12 protein-coding genes are annotated in these 21542 nt (G+C 32.6%); all 12 read right to left on the reverse strand.

Annotated elements, in window-relative coordinates; all coding sequences use genetic code 11:
• Window positions 1-4128, reverse strand: a 4128-nt coding sequence (locus ACKTTC_RS05890; RefSeq protein WP_408038871.1) for a beta strand repeat-containing protein, incomplete at its 3' end; no start/stop codon positions are given.
• Window positions 4129-5748: 1620 nt separating this feature from the next.
• The gene (locus ACKTTC_RS05895) at window positions 5749-6477 is read right to left on the reverse strand and encodes a hypothetical protein (protein ID WP_408038872.1); all 729 of its coding nucleotides are present in this window, start codon (window positions 6475-6477) and stop codon (window positions 5749-5751) included.
• A 7-nt stretch (window positions 6478-6484) separates the two neighbouring features.
• On the reverse strand, window positions 6485-7639 hold the full coding sequence (locus tag ACKTTC_RS05900) for an AGE family epimerase/isomerase (RefSeq protein WP_408038873.1): 1155 nt from the start codon (window positions 7637-7639) through the stop codon (window positions 6485-6487).
• Window positions 7632-9020 (reverse strand): MFS transporter, encoded by a 1389-nt coding sequence (locus ACKTTC_RS05905; protein WP_408038874.1) that lies wholly within the window; start codon window positions 9018-9020, stop codon window positions 7632-7634. Before ACKTTC_RS05905 ends, ACKTTC_RS05900 begins: the two co-directional genes overlap by 8 nt.
• Before the next feature lie 2 nt (window positions 9021-9022).
• Window positions 9023-10045: a LacI family DNA-binding transcriptional regulator gene (locus ACKTTC_RS05910; RefSeq protein ID WP_408038875.1), complete on the reverse strand. Its 1023-nt coding sequence runs from the start codon at window positions 10043-10045 to the stop codon at window positions 9023-9025.
• A gap of 10 nt (window positions 10046-10055) precedes the next feature.
• Window positions 10056-11414, reverse strand: coding sequence for a GntP family permease (locus tag ACKTTC_RS05915; protein WP_408038876.1), 1359 nt, complete (start codon window positions 11412-11414; stop codon window positions 10056-10058).
• Window positions 11408-12811 carry an NADP-dependent phosphogluconate dehydrogenase gene (gene gndA, locus ACKTTC_RS05920; protein ID WP_408038877.1) on the reverse strand — a complete coding sequence of 468 codons (1404 nt, stop codon included), beginning with the start codon at window positions 12809-12811 and terminating at the stop codon, window positions 11408-11410. Before gndA ends, ACKTTC_RS05915 begins: the two co-directional genes overlap by 7 nt.
• Window positions 12808-13302: a gluconokinase gene (locus ACKTTC_RS05925; RefSeq protein WP_408038878.1), complete on the reverse strand. Its 495-nt coding sequence runs from the start codon at window positions 13300-13302 to the stop codon at window positions 12808-12810. The genes gndA and ACKTTC_RS05925 overlap by 4 nt, the downstream gene beginning before the upstream one ends.
• A complete protein-coding gene (locus ACKTTC_RS05930) occupies window positions 13295-15547 on the reverse strand; it encodes a glycoside hydrolase family 3 N-terminal domain-containing protein (protein ID WP_408038879.1) in 2253 nt (750 codons plus the stop codon). Before ACKTTC_RS05930 ends, ACKTTC_RS05925 begins: the two co-directional genes overlap by 8 nt.
• 7 nt (window positions 15548-15554) lie before the next feature.
• A complete protein-coding gene (locus ACKTTC_RS05935) occupies window positions 15555-16529 on the reverse strand; it encodes an SMP-30/gluconolactonase/LRE family protein (protein WP_408038880.1) in 975 nt (324 codons plus the stop codon).
• Window positions 16530-16531: 2 nt separating this feature from the next.
• Window positions 16532-19816, reverse strand: a complete 3285-nt coding sequence (locus ACKTTC_RS05940; protein WP_408038881.1) for a VCBS repeat-containing protein — start codon at window positions 19814-19816, stop codon at window positions 16532-16534.
• Window positions 19817-19978: 162 nt separating this feature from the next.
• Entirely contained in the window at window positions 19979-21520 is a 1542-nt protein-coding gene (locus tag ACKTTC_RS05945; protein ID WP_408038882.1) for a RagB/SusD family nutrient uptake outer membrane protein, read from the reverse strand.
• Window positions 21521-21542: the final 22 nt, after the last annotated feature.

Genomic DNA, 21542 nt, shown 5'->3' on the forward strand with positions numbered 1-21542 from the left:
ACCGCCTGTTAAGCTACTTCCGTATTCCTTGTTCTGATCTGTAGCTGTAATTGTTAAGGCTTTAGCGGTTATATTTGCCGTTAAACCACTTGGTTGAGTAACTGTGTAATTTCCTGCATTCGTTCCTGTTATTGTATAGCTACCAGTTGTAGCTGTTACTGAAATCCCTGTACCAACATTAGCATTCGCAAAATCCCATGCTGTTGGACTAGTATCAATTGTGACTACATCTCCAGCTTCAATCCCTACTAATGATGGACTTCCTAATGTAACTACAGCATCTGTTGTACCATCATACACTTTATTATCTGCAGTTACATCGACAGTTAAGGCCTTAGGATCAACTGTTATTGTGATAGGAACATTATTACTCACACATCCTGTAGTAGAATTTATTACTGTTAGTGTTGCATTATAAGTTGCCGCATCTGCTGAGGCAGGTACAGTAATAGTTATTGGTGATGCAGGTAATGTTGCTGTTGTTACATTAGAAAAACCTTCTCCTAATGCAGCTGCATCATATGTTATACTGTATTGATTTGGGCTACCCGTAGTTGCTGTATATGGTAAATTAACAGTGCCTCCAACTCCATAAGTAGTATTCACTCCGCTTGATGAAAGTGTTATTGTAGGTAGAGAATTAACTGTTACTGTAAAAGGAACTGCTGTACTAGATGCACCTGTACCTGAGTTTGTAACCGTAATCGTTCCGTTATATGTTGCTGGTATTGCACCTGCTGGGACTGTTAATGAAATTGGAGAAACAGGTAATGCTGTTGTTGTTACATTCGCAAACCCTTGCCCTATTGCTGCTGCATCATATGTAATACTGTATTGATCTGGACTTCCCCCTGTTGCTGTATATGGTAACGATGCACTTGTAGTTCCTGAACATACCGCAGGACTCGCTCCTAATGTAATAGAAGTATCATCATCTGTTATTGTTACAGTTGCAGTAGCATCTGCTGTTTGTGGTTCTACTGAAAGATCATCCAAAATCAACCCTAAAGTCTGTGTTAATGTTGATGTAAATAATATCCTAGAAGTAGTTCCTGTAGCTGTAAATGAAAAGGTACTTGTTGTATATGCAAAAGTTGTATTTGTTTTGGTTACTGTAATATTATTCAAGTTTGTTAAAACCCCTCCATTATTATTTTGAACAGTTATAGTAGCATTCACAGAAGCTGGTGAACCTCCTGCTGTTCTTCTAGAGGTTATGAAACTTACATCATATGTCGTTCCTGGTACAGTTGGAAAATCTTGAAAACCTTGCGATAAACAATCTACTTCTAATACTTGATTAGCGGCATTACTACCTCCATAAGAGGTTTCTGCATTTACTTCAAAAGCAAAAGTTCCAGCACAATTAGGTGTTCCTGATACTGTTGTCCATCCAGTAGTACCATCTTGAAACCCTGCATTAATAACAAGATCTCTTGTGACTTGAACTGTAAACATTTCATTAGATTCGATTGCTGTATCGCCAATGATTGGGATACTTATCGTTCCTGTAGTACTACCTGCCGGGATAATAATATTTGCATTAGCTGGCGGAGCTGTATAATCTACCCCAGCTACCGCTGTACCCGGAACTACTGTATAATATATAGTTGTACCTCCTGCTGGTGCTGGAGAACTCAACGTTACAGTAATATCTGCATTACTCGTACCACTATTCCCTTCTGTAATTGTTGGACTACTTACTGTTAATGCTGGATCATCGTTATTGATTGTTCCTGTAGCTGTGGTTGTTCCGATATCAGTTCCTGTTGCACCCGATAAGGTTACTGTAAATTCCTCTTCTGGTTCAAAAACTGTGTCTCCACTTACATTTATTGTAATTATTTTACTAGTTTCTCCGATCGCAAAGTTCACGACTCCACTAGGTAAACTTCCTCCAAAATCTGCAGCATTAGCTGGATTCCCTGCACTTCCTGTAACGGCATAATTTACAGAACTTGTTCCTGTAGTTATTCCTGTACGTGTTACTTCAAAAGTAAATGCTGTATTTCCTGAATTACCTTCAGCTTTTACAGCATCTGTAGCTGCTATTGCAACTGATGTATCATTATCTAAAATTGTAATTTCTGTATCTGTAGTTCCTAGTACTGCATTTACAGGGTTTGATAAACGAATAATTAATGTTTCACTAGATTCTACATCTGAATCATCTTTTACTGTAATATTAGGTAGTGTAATTGTTTGTGTACTGGTTCCACTTGGTGCTGTAAAACTTGCTGTTCCTGAAGTTGTTCCTGCCGAAATAGTATAATCTGCTCCTAATGTTGCGGTACCATCAAGCACCTCCCAATCTACTGAAACATTTGAAGTACAATTCCCTGTAATTTCTACTTCGAATGAAAAAGAAACTGCTGTTTCACTACCTGCATCTGCAGGTTCAGTAAGCGTAGTAGTAGAAACTCCTCCTAACATAATACTTGCTGCATCTATAGTTGCATTTGGCGGAGCACCGAAACCTGCAAAATATCCTGCTGCTCCTTTCGCTCCAGAAGCACCTAAGAAACCAACATTAATTGGGTTAGTTGCACCTATAGAATCATCTCCATTTCCTTTAATATTTATAGAAGTTACCCCTGCTGGTATTTGATATGTATGTGTAAACCATTCTGTATTTCCTGTAACATTACTTGTACTATTATCTATATCATCTCCAACATCTGGACCAATAACAAAAGCTGTTCCTCCTCCAGTAGGTGTAACTGTAGTATTTGTTCCTACTGGTACAGCAATATTTAAATAAGCTGTACCAAATTGTAATGGTTCGGCAATAGTTACTTCTGAAGTCTCAGAACATAAACTAATTGGCGGAATCAAATTCATACTGGATACATTATTTGCATTTGCTCCATTTGTTGTTTGATATACAAATGATGGTTTGTCTGTACGGATATAGGCATTATTATTACTATCAAGAGCTGATTGCCAAAGACTATTTGTACCGTTTAAAAGAATATAATCTCCAGCGTTTGTAAGTGTAGTTACTGCTGTACCACTACCATTTAAGAACACCTGTGTATTAGCTTGAGTTGCTACAACAATAGCATATTCAAAATCAGTAGTCCCTTGACCTCGAACTAAAATAAAATCACTTCCTGCTTCACTAACAGGAACTAATTGATCATATCCTATATCACGACTTGAGCTAGTTGGGTCTACTCCTCCTAATCCTCCTGAAGCAACTACAATATCTTGATCAGAAGTGACAGAAATACCATTATAACTATTTCGTTCTGCTGCTGTATCATAAGCTGTATTTGAACCATCTCCGTCAATAACTTGTGCAATTACATAGGATTCTCCTTGAGTTAATGTTTTATTAATTGTTGTAGCACTTCCATGTCCTATAAACGTTCTTCCATTGAAATCTGTGAATGTGACATTGGTAGTTCCTGGCTGGGTAGCCATTACAGAAATAAACGTAACTCCTTGATCATAGATTCCGTTCATTACTGTATTACCTGTTATAAAACTTTGTCCTAATCCAACACTTCCTTTCCCTGAAAGAGAACCTCCTTGAGAACCGGAATCATGCCGCATGTTTACATAAAAGTTATTTGAAGCTGATAAAATTAGTCCTTGATTACTAGGGTTTGCATAATCTGGAGTTACAGAAGCATTCAAATCTCCTGTTCCTGAGTTAATATCATTGGTTGTCATTACTCCAGTACCTGCTACTGCATCACTAAAACGCACTCCAATACGAAGTACTAAAGGGTTAGAGGCACTAATAGAAGCAACTCCAGTAGTAGAATTATACTGCCCTGCTGTAGGTGTTCCACTAGTAATGATCGTAGTACCAGTGCTACCTGCTAACAATTGACCAGATGGCATAATACTTCCATCACCTAAAGTAATGTTTACTTGAAAAGCACTTGTTTCTAATGTAGAAAGAATTAAAAACTGCCTATCTTGAGTATTAGAAGCCTGAACTCCTGACACGTAAGGAGGTACGTAGTGCGTACTTGAATATTGTCCGTAACTTTTGTTTACAAAAAAAACAACGCTAAAAAGAACAAACAAAATGGAAAACAAAGCTTTATCTGGTTCTCTTCCCCTGACTTCTTTTAATTTGAATAGTTTAATAAATAAGGTGTATTTTTTTTTCATATGAAATAGGTATGGTTATAAATTGATTTGTTTTTGGACAATAAAGTCCACTAGCCGTATACGGAATGATTATTCCATACGCGGTTGCTCCACTTAAAGTGGATTATAAAATCATTAAGAAAGCAGGTATATTATTTTGCGTAGAATATACTATACCACTTCTCTTCTTCTAGTTTATGCTAATTATTTGTTATGAAGTTTCACCAAGTTTTACCTGGTATTTATTATGGAGACTTTAACAATAAGATTTACTTTCGGGTTCATAGTGGGTATGGTTTATAAATTTATATGAATTTATTTTTAATTACATATTATTACTACATATCACCATTCTATCATCTTCCTATTTTATATGAGTTTTGCTAAATTTTTATTAGTCTTTTTATGAAGTTTTTCTACATAATCTATGTATGCAAATTATATTTTGTACTCCCCCTATAATTTTAGATAGAAAGTAACACTTCTTAGTTTCTTATCTAAAGAGACTATCTCAAATTTACCGCTATTTGCTAATATATAAAATTAACAAGTATTTAACAAACGATTTTAGCTATATAAGCAACAATTTTTCAGTGTTTTATCTTCATTTCTCTCTCAAAAACTTGTTATATCTATTTCTATTTGTAATTCTTGTTTTTAAATTATATATATAGACACCTCAAAAATAACTTGTGCTTAGATGAATACTTACTGATTTTCCTTAGGCGATTGTTTTTTAGTTATGAACGTATTTATTTTAAGTGTTAATGTTTGAGTTATAATTTATGAATAATAAAACTCCAATTATTTATAAAATAAAATGATAAAAAATGCATCTCAACCAAATCTTATAAGTAAAAGTAATGATGGCTAAGATGCAAATATTCATAATCCCTACCGCAATTTACCTTATATACCTATACAAATCAACCAATTATCGACGAATATCCTTTTTAAATCGGTGAAATACTATAGAGTACACATAATTGTACAGAAATGTATAGATGAAGTGTTTTTGAGTAAAAAAGCTCTATTGGAGAATCCTTCTGCACTTGAAAAGCACCTTAATTATATTATAGAATGGAATTCATAATTAAGATGCTAAATGCAAGGGTCTAATTTTCTACTTTAAATTAACTATTTAATTAGTATAGTTCGTTTTTAAAAAGTCGAAGCGTAATTTTTAATCGATCAAAGTTAAAATTGCTACGATGAATATTTCTTAGTTTCATTCCGTACTCGGTGCAGAATCTCATCATGTTATTATTTAGTTAGTCATAATGAGAACCTAAAGCAAGCTCAGGTTGACGTAATTGACTTATAATAAATTACGTACAAACAGTTAATGAAATAAAGCATCTTAATTAAATGTGTAAGTATGTAAATAAGTGTATAATTAAGATGCTTCGATATAGGTAAATTCTCTTTACAAATTTATATTGTTTTTACGACCTTCTCCGTTAAACAGAAGTTAAACCACTGTTAATAAAATCAATACACCTCAACTAATTCAAAACTTCTTCTATTTATATCTTTCGACAGAGTTCAAGAAACTCTCAAACATCTTTCAATAAATAATAAATACTTTCTAATGAGGCAATTCTTTTTATACATCTAGAAATACAATTTTGTATATCCAATTTAGTTTACTTTTTCTTTAGATAGTACAACATCGTCTATCCAAACTTTTCGAGTGCTTCCTCCTCTTTGATAATCTACCCAACCTAAGGTTATTTTTTCAAACATAGGAAATGTCCATTCGTTATTATTTTCATTTCCTAAACATCCTTTTTCTATTGTATTTGCATTTAACTCATGAACCAGTTTTTGGTTTATCCATAACTTCATATTTCCTACATCTCTATTCATATACCATTGTATACTAAACCATTTCTTTTCTGGAATTTTAAAAGATGTATGATGCCAACAGTCTGTTTTTAAATCTGGCGTATCGTAATTCGCCATGATTCTTTTATTATGCTGCCCTCCATACCGAATCTCTGCTTCGAAACCTTTAGATGTTTTTCCTGAAGTTTGAATCATCGTCCAATGTACTCCATCTGGTGAAGCTTTTTCAACATACATTTTCATACTTCCATAATAATAAATTAAATCTTTAGGCAATTGATTTTCTATTGTTATGAATGCTCTATTCGCAAATCCTTCTCCACTTTCAAAATAAATTGCTTGTTTTCCTTCAAATACATTTAATGTATCTATACGAATAATTCCTTTTCCTGATGTTTTCCATGGTTTTTCTGGAGTTTTTCCTACAATACCCGCTTCAAAGTTTTCTTTAAAAATTATATTTTCATTTTTACAGCTATAAATACTGAGAACACATATTATATACAGTAATTTTTTTCTCATTTAATTACTATATGAATTGTATACACATACGTACAATATGGTATGGTGATTTCCACATTCCCACTTTATTTGAAGATATTGGTTCTTTATTTACACCTATTTTTTCGTACCATTCTCCATTTTTTTGATCTAGAAAATTTTCACAAATAAGTTTCCATAATCTATCTACAAAATGAAGATAAGTTTCATTTGAAGTTTTCTTATACAGTTTTTGAAAAGCAATCATTCCTTCAGTTTGCGTCCACCAATACAATTCTTTTACATACTTATTTTCTGCTATGTCTTTAGAAGGGTAAATTCCTCCTAAAGCATTTAATTGTATCATAACTTCTTTACTGTAACTTTCAAGTTTTTCAACTATTTCTTCTTTATATTTTTTAGTTTGAATACTTTCACAAGCATCCAATAAAATACATGGCACTTCTAAATTATGTCCGTATGAAATTTGTTTTGTTGTTATTTTCCAATCCTGATCAAAACTCATTTCACAATAATTATCGTTTTGAAGAAACTTATCTAAAACAATTTCAATCAGATTTTCTATACGTTCTTTTAAAGTTTCATTTCTATAAATTTTATACAGCGAACTATATGCCTCAAGCAAATGTAAATGTGTTCCTAAGTTTTTTGAGGAATCATTTATAGGCTCTAATTCTTTTTTAATTGTATTTACATAACTATTATCTGTTATGTTATAAAAATGTCGTTCTACAAAATGATATAACGATATTACCCAATTTTGTACTTCTTGTTTTTTAGTAGCTTTATAATATTCTGATAACGCTAAAATTGTATAAGCTTGCGCAATACATTCTTTTCTTGTATTGATTGGCTCTCCTTTATAATTTACTTCCCAAAACACACCTCCAACATCGGAATCTCTAAAATGTTTGTATAAGTATTCATAACTTCTTTCTAAAATTTCAACGTACCCTTTTGTTTGCAAACTATTGGTTGCTTTAGCAAATGACCACAGAATTCTAGCATTTAAAATAACTCCTTTAGAATGTTTTAAAATACTATTTCCTTCGTAGTCTAAACTTCCATAAAATCCACCATAAGTATTATCCAATACATTTGTAGACCAAAAATTTAAGTTTGATTCTAAGATATTTTGAACAGTTACACTTCCTATTTCTTTAATTTCACTTATATCATTCATTTGCTCTTTTTTCTTTTAATGCTACTTCTATTTCTTTCATTTTATGTGGAGTTAATGGATACAATAGTAATGCAGCAACTCCTAGCAATACAAATAATGCTGGCACAATACTCATATTTAGTTTTATTCCCTCAAGCATTTCTAGTGTTTTTACAGCCGCTTGTCCGTCATAATTATAAAAGTTCAATACCGCTAATGTAATTGCTCCAGCTACTCCTCCTCCAAATTTCATTGCAAAGGTTCCTGCTGAAAAAATAAGTCCTGTAGCTCTTCTTCCATTTTTATATTCTGAATAATCTGCTGCATCTCCTAACATTGCAAAGAATAAAATAGGCATTAATCCTGCTCCAAATTCAGAAATAATTCCTAACCTAAAAATAGAAGTTATATCATTTGGTGATAACCAATACATTGCAGCCGATGCCGCTGCTGAAAAAAGTATACTAATGATAAACAACCTTACTTTTCCAAACATTTTTGTTAGTGTGGGTGCAAATACTGTTGAAATCATAGAGATAATTAACAATGATAATAAATACAAACCTGCTAGTCCGTTTTTACCTCCCCAAGCTGCAAGTCCACCAAATACATTATCTTCATTATTTACATAGTGTGTAAAATAATACATGATAGAACTTTGCTTGATTATATTATAGGTTACAAATACAAATCCTATGAATAATAAAATTAACCATGGTTTATTATTAATTAAATCTTTATAGTCTTTTGTTACATCTTCTGATTTCTTAACCACTTTTACTCGTTCTCTTGTTGTATAAAATGTTACTAAAGAAAAAGATGCTAAAATAAAAGCCAGTATATACATCGTATATTGATATCCTAAATTTTTATTTCCATTTCCTAAATGATCTACTAGTATGATTACTCCAAAAGTAGCAATAACCCCTCCTAAATAAGCTCCAAAAAAACGATAAGAAGATAATACGGTTCTTTCTTTTACTTTGGAAGTCATTACTCCCATTAATGCTGAGTAAGGTACATTGTTAGCTGTATAAGCCAATGTGTAAAATATAGATGTTGCATATGCCCAGAATATCTTTCCTGACAGTCCTAAGTTTGGTGTTGTAAACTGTAACACCAACGCTACTCCAAAAGGCAAAGCTGTCCACAATAACCAAGGTCTAAACTTTCCCCATTTCGTTTTTGTTCTGTCGGCAATATTTCCCATTATTAAATCTGTAATACCATCTCCTAAACGAATTACTAATAATAGCGTAGCTACAGCAGCAGTACCTAACCCAAAAACATCTGTATAAAAAATGGGTAAAAATGGTCCGATTGTTCTCCATGCTATATTGGCTGCTGTATCTCCTAAGGCATAGCCTATTTTTTCCTTAATGGTTAATTTGTTTTCCGACATATTTATTGGTTGTGTTTTGTGGTTTCTCTATGTTCTAGTTTTGTATTGATTATTGTAGTTGTATGCGCTGTATTTTCATAATTTTCTTTTTCAATTTTAGTTATTAAAACTTCTAATGCTTTACGTCCTATTTCTTCAGAATGCTGGCTTATTGTAGTTAATTTAGGATGTGTAAAGACAATAATGTTTTTTCCTGAAAATCCAATCACAGAGATTTCTTCTGGTATGTTTAGTTCTCTGTTTTTGATTGTATTTAAAGCTACTGCTCCTAACGTATTATCAATCGCAAGAACCGCATCTATGTCTTTATACGTTTCAAAAACTTCCTCTAATTGCTGATCCACATCAGCATCTACAGCAATATTAATTACAATTGGCTTTTCTCTATAATCTGTAGCTTCAGTAATTGCTGTTTTATATCCATTTACTCTTAACTCTCCTACATTTAATCCGCTTAATGCATTTAGTAATACAATTTTTTTTCTTCCTTCTTCTATAAGATGATTCGTTGCATCATACACTGCCATAAAATCATCTATAATTACTTTATCGCATACGATCTTTTTCATAGATCTATCGAACATCACCATAGGTATATCGTAACTTAACACCTCTTCTAAATGTACTATTTCTTCTGACTTTTGCGTTTCCTCTGCTACAGAAATTAAAAAACCATCTACACTTCCATCTGTTAATAACGAAATGCTCTTTTTTTCTTTTTCTAATGATTCATTTGATATGCATGTAATAATGCTATAATTATGTTTTGATGCTTCTTCTTCTATACTGTGTAATGATCTTGCAAAAAATGGGTTTAAAATATTAGGAAGAATTACTCCAATAGTTCTGGTTTTATTCTTCTTAAGACTTAGCGCAGCTTTATTTGGTTTATAGTTATGTTTTTTTGCCAGTTCTTTTACTTTGGCTATCGTATCTTCACTTATTTCATAACTATCATTCAATGCTTTTGAAACAGTAGATACGGAAACCTTTAATTCTTTCGCTAAATCTTTTAGTGTAATCATGTTTTTATTTTTATAGGAGTATTGATAAGATACATATTAGCACAAAACTTGTTACTGATAAAATAGTGGTCATTACCGTCCAACTTTTAAAAGTTTGCTTCTCTGTAAGCCCTAAATATTTTCCTACTAACCAGAACCCACTATCATTTACATGTGACATAATGGAAGCTCCAGAAGCTATTGCAATAACTACTAATGCTGTATCTATTTGAGAAATTGTAGTATTTAATAGTAATGGTGCTGTTACTCCTGCTGCAGTTATCATTGCAACTGTTGCTGAGCCTTGTAAAATTCTCACTATTGCCGCAATAAAAAAACCAAAGAACAATACTCCTATTCCAATGCTAGAAAAATAATTGGCTAGCATTTCTCCTGTTCCTGTATTAATTAGCATTTGCTTAAATACACCTCCGGCACCTGTTAGTAATATTATTAAACCAGCTGGTCCCATAGAATTGGTTGCTATTTTTAATAGCTTATCTTTTGAAAGCCCTCGTCGGATTCCAAGTACATACCAAGCAATTACATTTGCTATAATTAATGCTACAAATGGGTTTCCGATCATCCCAATCCATTCTTTTGCTTCTTTTGAAATAACACTTTCCGCTACCAATGGACTATTTACAAACGTATTACAAACAATTAATACAATAGGAATTCCTATAATTAACAAGATGAGCTTTACTGCTGGATATGATTTTGCTTCATCTGTTGTAGCTCCTAATTCAATATTTAATTTAGGAGCTTCTATTTGTATTCTCTTAGCTATATAGTTTGCAAATAACGGTCCGCTAACTACAGCAGTAGGCACTCCTACAATAAAGCCAAATAAAATAACCCAACCTAAATCTGCTTTTAAAATATCTGCGACTGCTACAGGTCCTGGCGTAGGTGGAATAAATGAATGTGTTATTGCCAATCCTGCTAATAATGGAATCGCATATAGTAATAATGATTTTTTAGTACGTCTTTGTAATGAATACACTAAAGGTATTAAAATGATGAATGCAACATCAAAAAATACAGGAATTGCCACTAAAAACCCAGTAAGCATTAATGCCCAAGAAGCTCTTTTATCTCCAAATTTGGAGAGTAAATAGTTTGCTAACGCTTCCGCTCCTCCAGATTGCTCTAAAATAGATCCAAAAATAGATCCTAAACCAACTACAAGAGCCACAAAACCTAAAGTACTTCCCATTCCTTGTTGCATGGTAGTAATAATTTCTTTAGGTGGCATTCCGGCTATAATCCCTACCGTAATACTTGCAATTAACAACGATATAAAAGCCTGTATTTTAAAACGTAAAATCAGCACTAATAATATCGCTATTCCAGACAGCACTGCTAATAACAAATTATAATCTAACATAACTCACTCCAATTATGGTGAAATGACTCTTCTTCTTTCGCTCCTATTTTCTGAAATCTATGAGCTCCAAAGAAATCTCGTTGTGCTTGAATTAAATTTGCAGATGATTGTGCTGTAGTCATTGCAATCCAATAATTATAGGCTTCGTAAAAGCAAGGAACATTTACACGGTTTGCTAAACCATTTTGTAAAATTTTTGTAATTGCTGTTTCCTGCTTATTTAAACCTGAAACTACTTGCTTAGCTTCAAATAAAGAATCTACTTGCTGTAATACTTTACTGTATGCTACTATTTTTTTCGATTTTATTATACAACCATTAGACCAAATTCTACATATTTCAGCAAGGTCTAAGCCCCAATTATAAGTGTCTGAAGCTGTTTTTATCAATTGCAGTCCTTGTTGTAAATTTATTGTTCTTGCAAAATCGTATGCTTCTTTTAATGCAACTAGATCTATTGGTTCTATACTTTTGATTTTTCGATCTATTTTTTTCGCTAACACAACACGTTCATTTTTAAACGAAGAAGTATATCTTGCATATACTGCTGTTGTTTTTACCGTTGTTGGCACACCTAATTTTAATGCTACTGTACTGGACCATGAACCTGTTCCTTTATTTCCTGCTTTATCTAAAATAAGGTTTAACAGGTTTTCATTTCCTTCTTTTTCTACTAAAATTTTAGCTGTAATTTCTAATAAATAGCTAGCTAATTCTCCTTCATTCCATTCAAAAAATAGTTTTGAAATTTCTTCATAGGTTTTTGTTAATAATAATAACGCATACAATTCTGCTAATAATTGCATGTCTCCATATTCAATCCCGTTATGTACCATTTTTACAAAGTGTCCTGCTCCAGCTGGACCGATGTAATTACAGCAAGGCTTTCCATCGTCGTCTTTAGCTGCTATTTTTTCTAATGTAGCAGCTATTTTTTGATAACTTTCTTTGCTTCCTCCTGGCATTAAAGAAGGTCCTTTTAAAGCTCCTTCTTCTCCTCCAGAAACTCCTAATCCTATAAAATTAATTTTATGTTCAGATAAATACGCTACTCGTTTGGCTGTATCTTCATAATGTGAATTTCCTCCATCTATAATAATATCATTTTCTTCTAAATAAGGCAACAAACCATTGATTACGCGATCTATTACTTTTCCAGCTTTTACCATGATAAGTATCTGCCTAGGAGTTTCAATAGAGTTTACAAATTCTCCAAGATCTGTAAAACCTTTTACACTAGTATTATTTGCTGTTTTCAAAAAATCAGCCACAACTCCAACTTCCTCTCCTGTCTCTCTATTGTACACAGAAATAGGTATGTGATTATTTAGCATATTTAATGCTAAACTTTTTCCCATAACTCCTAATCCTAGGATACCAAAAGATGATTTCTTCATACTTCTATTGTGCTTTTAATAATATAATCTAGCACTTCATCAGGTGTTTGGTTAATGTTTACTTTTATACCATAAGTTGGTTCTTCTAAACAATCAAACTGTGACTTTAATAAATCAACTCCCATGAAATGCCCTTCTCTTTGTTCAATTCTATGTTTTACTGTTTCAAAGTCTCCTTCGAGATATACCCAGTGCACATAATAAATTCCTTTGTTAAGTATTTCTCTGTAACGTTCTTTTAACGCTGAACATGCTAATACAATCCCTTTATTGGTTACTTGTTGCTTCATTTTTGCATTAAGTGCCATTAACCACGGAATTCTATCTTCGTCTTTCAACGGTATTCCATTACTCATCTTATCTACATTTTCTTTTGGATGAAAATCATCTGCATCAAAAAATGGGATTTTTGTTTTTTCTGAAAGTAATTTCGCTATTGTTGTTTTTCCACAACCGCTTACTCCCATTACTACAATAATAGGATCACTCATACTTAAAAGTTTCTTTTAAACCATTTGCCGCATTCTTTCCAATCCAAATATTAAAATCTCCTTGTTCTACTCCGTACTCCATTTTGTTATTATAATATTTTAGATCATTAACCTCCAGCTCAAAAGTCACTGTTTGTTGCTCGCCTGCTTCTAAAGAAATCTTTTTAAATTTTTTAAGTTCTTTTACAGGCCTAGTAATACTTCCTACAACATCTTGAACATATAACTGTACTATTTCATTTCCTTTTCTGTTTCCTGTATTTTTAATATCAACACTTATTTTTAGAGTATTAGCATTCGTTAATACATTACTCGATAATGTTAAATTCGTATATTCAAACGTGGTGTATCCTAATCCGTAACCAAAAGGAAAGTGTGGTGTAAAACCTGCATCTAAATAATGTGAAGTATTTCCTAAAGAGCTTTGCCAAGCTCCAATTGGAATGTCGTTTATATGTACAAATTCTTTCGAACTTGCAGGTCTTCCTGTGTTTTTATGATTGTAGAACAATGGTAATTGTCCCGCTACTTTTGGCCATGTTACTGGTAATCTACCTTGCGGTTCTTCATTACCAAAAATCATATCGTAAATAGCGGGACCTCCCATAGTTCCTGGATGCCATGTCATTAAAACTGCATCGACATCCTTAATGATATTTGTTATCGTTATAGGTCTTCCTGCCATTATTACCAGCACAATAGGTTTTCCTATTTTCGCTAACTCTTTAATGAGTTTTTCTTGCTTTCCTGGTAAATTTATATTGGCTCTACTGTGTGCTTCTCCAGATAAAATTGCCTCTTCTCCTCCAATAAATATAATAAAATCTGATTGTTTTGCCGCATTTATTGCCTTTTGAAATTGATTTTCAGCTATATCTCTACTAAATGTAAGTCCTTCAACAAATGTAAAATCAACATTATTTTGTTGAAATGTTGTTACTGGAGTTTTGGTATGTGTTTTATCTCCATCGAATGTCCAAGTGCCCAACTGCTCTCTTGGTTTGTTGGCTAATGGACCAATAATCACTATTTTTTTATTTTTATTTAGAGGCAATAAGTTACCTTCATTTTTTAGTAAAACACTACTTTTTATTGCAGCTTCTTTTGCTAATTGCAAATGATTTTCTGTATATAATTTTCCTGAATCATCTTGAGCTCTTTTCGAATTCTCGAATAAACCCATTCTAAATTTCACTCGTAAAATATCAGCCACTAAACTATTAATCTGGTTTTCCGTTATTTTACCTTCTTGTAACAACTCTTTTACATATTTCTCATAGGATTGGCTAGTCATTTCCATATTTAGCCCTGCATTTATTCCTATTTTTGCGGCATGTTTTTCATCTTTAGCAAAACCGTGAGGTATCATTTCTGTAACTGAATTCCAATCGCTTACTACAAATCCATCAAAACCAATTTGCTTTCTCAGAATATCTTGTAGTAAATATTTATCTCCTGAAGCTGGAATTCCATTCATTTCATTAAAAGCTGTCATTACTGTTTGACTACCAGCTTTGAAGGCAGCTTTAAAAGGTGGTAAATACACATTTTGCAATAATTCTTTATTTATGATTGCTGTATTATAATCTCTACCTCCAATTGCTGCTCCATATCCAATAAAATGTTTAGCACATGCTATTAAACTTGTAGGATCATTCAAACTATCACCTTGGAAACCTTCTACGTATGCTTTTCCTAAAATAGAAGCTAAGTATGGATCTTCTCCAGGCGACTCAGCAATTCGCCCCCATCTAGCATCTCTAGCAATGTCCAACATTGGAGCAAACGTCCAACGCACACCAAATGACGAAGCTTCAATAGCAGCCACTCTAGAAGAGCTTTTAGCGACATCTGCATCCCAAGAAGCTGCCATTCCCAAAGGAATTGGGAAAATTGTTTTAAACCCATGAATTACATCTCTTGCAAAAATTAATGGAATTTTATTAGGACTTTCAGTTGTAGCAATTTGTTGTAATTCATCTACATACTGTTTGTTCATTACATTTAAAAATGCACCTACTTTTCCTTCTCGTACTGCTTGTTTTAATTCTTCTGGTAAACTTCCTTTTACTCTACTAGAAGTTCCTCTTAAATTTAATTGTCCTATTTTTTCTTCAAGTGTCATTTTAGTTAGTAATTCAGACACTTTATTTTCCAATGCATTGTTAGTTTTTACTGATGTTTCTTTTTTACAAGAAATCAATAAACCAAGGATTGTTATTATGTATATGTGAATACGTTTCATAAATATTTTAATTCAGTTGAGCTGTTTGAAAAACTGGCTTTTTAAAGAAATTTCCTTGGACTCCTTTTTCTTTAAGTTTTACTTTAAAAACTGAGCCTGCTAATGGATATTTTTCCTTCTCTTCATCTGTCATATCTACGCTTGCTGTAGTTATGTATAGTTCATCTAAATTGTCTCCTCCAAATGTACATGAGGTAACATTGTGCGCAGGAACTTCTATTTTTTTTATGAGTTTCCCTGTTTTCGGATTGTATTGTGCAACAGCATTTCCATTCCACATTCCTACCCAAAGCATATCGTTATTATCGATAGTCATACCATCTGGATAACCATCTTCTGGATTGATAGCTACTGCTATTCGTTCGTTAGAAATAGAATTCGTATTTGGATTAAAATCAAAAGCTTTTATCTGTCCTGTAGGAGTATCTATATAATACATAGACTGTTTATCTTTTGTCCATACAATACCGTTTGAAATTGTAATATTTTCCAACATTTTTTCTGCCTTACCTAGTTCATTTATTTTATATAAACTAGCCTTAGGTTCTGTTTGTGCTAAATGCATAGAACCTACCCACAAATTCCCATTAGGATCGCACTTCCCATCGTTAAATCTATTTTCTGTAAGATCCGATTCCACATCAGAAAGCAAGATTAATTCTCCTGATTCTGTATCTACAATGTAAACCCCATCTTCTAAAGCAACTATCGCTTTATTTTTTTGTTCAGATGGTACTACGGTACCTATTCTACAAGGCATTTCTATTGTTTTATTTTGCTTTGTTTCTGGATTATAGATGTGCATTTTTTTTCCTTCTATGTCTATCCAAAACAACTCGTTAGATTTATGGTTCCAAAAAGCTCCTTCTCCTAATGCTGCATTAATTTCGAACTCTAATACAGCTTTTTCTTGTTCTTTTTCGTTTGTTTTACAACCTATTGCCATGTATAGCAACATTAACAGCGTTATAAGTTTTTTCATTTTTAAGGGGTAATTTTAATAAACTGTAAGTAGTCGTTATTTTTTACTGAAATAATATAATTGTCTTTACCAATTGTAATGTTTTGAAGATCTTTTACATCTCCTGATGTATACAAACCACTTTTTGTTACAGGTACAGGGTCAAAAGTCCCATTTCCGTTGCCTTTTAAAAACAATCCATAACTTCCATCATTACGCGGTGTTTCTACTTCAGAATTATATAGATTTCCTGCAATAACTGCATCTGTAAATCCATCTTTATCTATATCTTTTGTAATAATTTGCTGAATACTTGAAAACTGCGCTTCTTTTGGTAATTCATGAATTTTAAATCCGTCTTTAGTATTTTCTAAGTAAACACTTGCAAAAGATTGTACTTGGTAATGCAATGAGTTTTCTAGATTCTTTTTCCCATACACATCAATTAGTGTTGCTTTTGAAAAAGTATCGTAGTTTTTAAATTTCTTTTTAATATCTGGAATTTGCTCAGATGAACATTGTCTTCCTCTTACTGGATATTGCTTTCCTTTATTATAATACCCTAGTACTATATCTGATTTAAAGTTTTTATCGAAGTCTTTTGCATAGATATCAAATGTTTCGTCTTTACTTGCTTTATACTTGTAATTCTCTCCATTATTACCTATGATATAATCCACATCTCCGTCGTTATCAAAATCTGCTTGTGCAATACTCCACCACCAACCTGCAGTTCCTTCCGAAAGACCTAATTCTTCAGACACTTCTTCGAAAACACCTTTATTATTCTTAAACACTTTAATAGACATCCATTCACCTACCATAATAATATCATCCCAAGAATCATTATTAAAATCTGTAATTACAGCACTGGTTGCCATTCCTAAGTTTTGAAAACTAGGAACTACCTCCATAGTTTTATCTATGAAATGAATTACACCTTTTTCTGAAGTATTCTCTAATATATAAGATGATGCTGGCGCTGGGTATTTACCAGGAACTTGTCTTCCTAAAACTAAAACATCTTCCTTACCATCTTTGTTATAGTCTAGTTTATATACTTTTGATCCGCTGCTAATTGTATTTGGAATACTGTTCGATTTAGAAAAGTTCCCTTTTCCATCATTAACATACAATCTGTCTTTTAAATGTTTTGATTTTTCTGATAATTCATATCCTCCACTTACAACATATAAGTCTAAATCACCATCATTATCTGGATCAAAAAACAATGCCCCTGTATCTTCAGAAAGCTCATTTTCTTTAAACACTTCTGTTTTTTGCTTCTCAAATCCTTCTGCAGTTTGTAGATATAATGTTCCTTGTTTTCCATAAGAACCTCCAACGAAAATATCTTCTAACCCATCTTTATTAATATCGGCTACAGCAACAGCTGGACCTAATGTTGACATTTTGTGTGGCAATAGCACTTGCTTTTCAAAATCGTCGTAAGTATTTTCTACATGTTGAATTTCCTTTGATAATTTAGCATTATTCGTAAATAATGTATTCGTTACTTTTGGTTCATTTACAGTTGTTGTAGATTCAGTAAAAGCTAATTCAATTGTTTGATTGGTTTTGATATTTTTTAGCACCTGTTCTTTTTCAGGATTCCATATAACCTTTACACTATCTACTTCTGTGAATTCTCCTAAACCGAAATGAATTTCTGGAGCTACTGAAGATTGAAACCCTCTGGTTAATGTTAGTTCTTGTACTTGTTGCGTATTATTTTTATATAACTTAACTACAGTTCCTAAACCAGATGTATTTTGCTCACTCCCTTTGAGTTTAATTTTTAAGTAGTTATTTTTAGTTGATGTTGTATTCTCAAATATGGATGCTTCTTCATCAATATTATTAATAACCAATTCTAAATCGCCATCATTATCTAAATCACCATAAGCAACTCCATTAGAAAATCCTTTATCTTCAATTCCCCAATCTTTATTTACTCTTTTAAACTCTAGTCCATTGATATTCTGAAACATGAAATTATCAATTTTCTCACTCGGTATCATTTTCGTTTTCTCTACCAATGATAAATTGTCGTATGTTTCATCTCCTATTTTATTAAAAAAGTCTTTATTGTTTACTTCTCTTCTAGTTCCATTTGTTATGTACAAATCTTTCCAACCATCGTTATTAAAATCTGCAAATACAGGTGCCCAGCTCCAATCTGTAGAAGAAGTTCCTGTTAGCCTAGAAATGTTAGAAAATTTTGGAATACCATTCTGTTGAAAGCCAGAGTTTAACTGTAAGCAATTATGCATGTATTGATAATGAAATCCATATAAAACAGTTTCATAAAACAATCTTGAGTTCATACTAGACATATTTGCTTTTTGTCTGCGGTTATCATCAGAATCCATATCTGCTTGAAAAATATCTAGAAAACCATCGTTATTAATATCTGCGATATCGATTCCCATACCATAAAAAGCAGTTTGAGAAGTTGCTTCCTTAATTACCTCTCTAAAAGTTCCATCTTGATTATTTATGTACATAAAATCTGGAATACTATAATCGTTCGAAACATATAAATCCTTCCAACCATCATTATTCAAATCGGCCGCAGTAATTCCTAATGAAAAGCTATAATTCTTAACTCCAGCTTTTTCAGAAACATCAACAAACTTCCCTCCTTCATTTTTATATAATTTATCAGACTCAACATCTGTAACAGTTTGCATTCTATTCTTATAAATCATGTTAGAAGTAGAAGGATGTGCAATTGGATAATTCGCGATATAAAGATCTAGATCACCATCATTATCATAATCAAAAAATGTGGCTTGAACCGAATTTCCTTCCTCTGCAATACCATATTCAGCTGCTTTTTCTGTGAAGGTATTGTCTTTATTATTAATAAATAATTGATTTTTTTTATTTCCTTCTTTCCCCGCTACTGAACAATAAATATCCAAATATCCATCATTATTGATATCTACCATTGTTGTTCCTGTATACCAGCGATTATCTCCTCCAATATTCGCTTTTATAGTAATATCTTCAAACTTGAGATCTCCTTTATTTAGATATAATTTATTAGATACCTGGTTTCCTGTAAAAAACACATCTAATAAACCATCGTTATTAATATCTCCAAGTGAAACTCCTCCACCCATGTATATAGAAGTGTATGTAAAATAATTTAACGAATCTGATTCTTGTAAGCTATTATTAAATTTTACTTGTGTTTTCTCAGAAGAAAGCTTTGTAAAGTTTTGCGTTGTACTTTCTTCTTGGGTAGTTTTTGTACAACTGCTTATAAGTATCAGAAAAAAAAGTGAAAGTACTTTTTTCATTTATTTCAATATTAAGTAAGGGATTGTAATAAAAACTGATGAGAACAATGAGTTTCTCATATATCAAAATTAGTAAAGCAGCATGAGCATCCATACTGCTTTACCTATTTTAGATCATTAATTCAAATACAATCTACAAATATTTATATCTGGTTAAGATTATTAATAACCAGGGTTTTGGTCTGCTTCTGTTAACTCTGTATTCTTATCAATTTCTGAAGCTGGTATTGGGAATAAGTTATTTTTTGACGTATAGCCTGTACCTGCTAATTCTGTAGCAGCTCTACCCCAACGAACTAAATCCCAAAAACGCTGCCCTTCATGTGCTAATTCTAAGAATTTTTCATCTACAATGGCATCAAATAACGCGTCTCCAGTAAGTGTTGGACTTACGTCTGCCAATCCAGCTCTTTCACGAACTTTGTCTAATTCTATTCTTGCTTGCGCATCATTTCCTGTTTTGTTATATGCTTCAGCAGCTAGTAATAATACTTCTGCATATCTAAACAGTCTAAAGTTTGTACTGTAGTTTAATTCTCTTACTCCATCTGCACTTGTATCTTCAGATCTTGTTGCATATTTTGTTCTAATAGCACCTTCGTAATCCCAGATAACCCCACCAGTTGCTGCTGCAGGATCTACTGAACCACCAGCTGCTATTAATTCAGCTTCTGTCATTACAGTAGCTGCTTTTCTATTTGTATCTCCAGCCGCATCAAAAGCTGTAACTAACTTAGCTGTTGGTAAATTAAAGCCCCAACCGTTTAGTAAACCTATAGGTCCTACCCCAAAGATACCATCTCCTCTAGGTCCCATTAATTGGATATGTAAGTTACTTTCGTTTCTTCCACCCCAAGCAATATTTCCCCAATCTCTTCCTGTGGTTGAAATATATCCTAGTTCTAATAAAGACTCTACTCCAAACTCATGATCTACAGACCAAACATCCGCTACGTTAGGTTCTAAATTATGAGAAGGATTGTTAATTACTGCCTCAAAAAATGGAAGAGACTCTGCATATTTTTCTTGGAATACTAATACTTTTCCCATTAAAGCCTGTGCAGTTCCTTTTGACACTCTAAAGTTTTGTGCGATGGCTGATTTTTCTGGTAAGTTTGCAATTGCATCTTGTAAATCAGACTCTACTTGTGCATAAATATCTGCTCTAGTAGATTTTCCTAACCCAAAATCAGCAGCACTTGTTGGTACTTTTAATCGTAAAGGTACATCTCCAAACATCGTAGTTAATTCAAAGAAACACCATGCTCTAAAAAATTTAGCTTCTGCAATTGCTCTATCTTTAATTCCTAGAGTACTACCTTCTAGATTTTCAATTACTAAGTTAGACATTGCAATTGTTCTGTAGAAAAGATTCCAAACACTTTCTATAGAAGGATTTGATGTTGCTACATTCGTATAATCGTCTATATCTTGTAATTGTGGTTGGTCATTTGAATTTCCTCCTGCTGCATTTGCATCATCTCCTGGTAATAATTTCACAAAAAATGCACTATGCCAATCTCTACTGTAATTGTACTGCATTAAATCATAAATACCAATTACTGCTTGTTCTACATTAGCCTCCTCTTTAAAGAAAGACTCTAAATCTTGTACATCTTCGCGAGGGTTATTGGTAAAATCCTCACTACAAGCCATAGCACCTAAAAACAATATGAGCACTAAACTGTATACTATTTTTTTCATTTTTTAAATAAGTTTTAAGTCG

Origin of the sequence: Tenacibaculum amylolyticum (genome assembly GCF_964511145.1) — a bacterium.
Lineage (GTDB): Bacteria > Bacteroidota > Bacteroidia > Flavobacteriales > Flavobacteriaceae > Polaribacter > Polaribacter amylolyticum.

Bases quoted from the DNA above. Each gene is read 5' to 3' on its own strand.
- ACKTTC_RS05895 (WP_408038872.1), bottom strand. From the start codon at position 6,477: ATGAGAAAAAAATTACTGTATATAATATGTGTTCTCAGTATTTATAGC.
- ACKTTC_RS05900 (WP_408038873.1), bottom strand. From the start codon at position 7,639: ATGAATGATATAAGTGAAATTAAAGAAATAGGAAGTGTAACTGTTCAA.
- ACKTTC_RS05905 (WP_408038874.1), bottom strand. From the start codon at position 9,020: ATGTCGGAAAACAAATTAACCATTAAGGAAAAAATAGGCTATGCCTTA.
- ACKTTC_RS05910 (WP_408038875.1), bottom strand. From the start codon at position 10,045: ATGATTACACTAAAAGATTTAGCGAAAGAATTAAAGGTTTCCGTATCT.
- ACKTTC_RS05915 (WP_408038876.1), bottom strand. From the start codon at position 11,414: ATGTTAGATTATAATTTGTTATTAGCAGTGCTGTCTGGAATAGCGATA.
- gndA (WP_408038877.1), bottom strand. From the start codon at position 12,811: ATGAAGAAATCATCTTTTGGTATCCTAGGATTAGGAGTTATGGGAAAA.
- ACKTTC_RS05925 (WP_408038878.1), bottom strand. From the start codon at position 13,302: ATGAGTGATCCTATTATTGTAGTAATGGGAGTAAGCGGTTGTGGAAAA.
- ACKTTC_RS05930 (WP_408038879.1), bottom strand. From the start codon at position 15,547: ATGAAACGTATTCACATATACATAATAACAATCCTTGGTTTATTGATT.
- ACKTTC_RS05935 (WP_408038880.1), bottom strand. From the start codon at position 16,529: ATGAAAAAACTTATAACGCTGTTAATGTTGCTATACATGGCAATAGGT.
- ACKTTC_RS05940 (WP_408038881.1), bottom strand. From the start codon at position 19,816: ATGAAAAAAGTACTTTCACTTTTTTTTCTGATACTTATAAGCAGTTGT.
- ACKTTC_RS05945 (WP_408038882.1), bottom strand. From the start codon at position 21,520: ATGAAAAAAATAGTATACAGTTTAGTGCTCATATTGTTTTTAGGTGCT.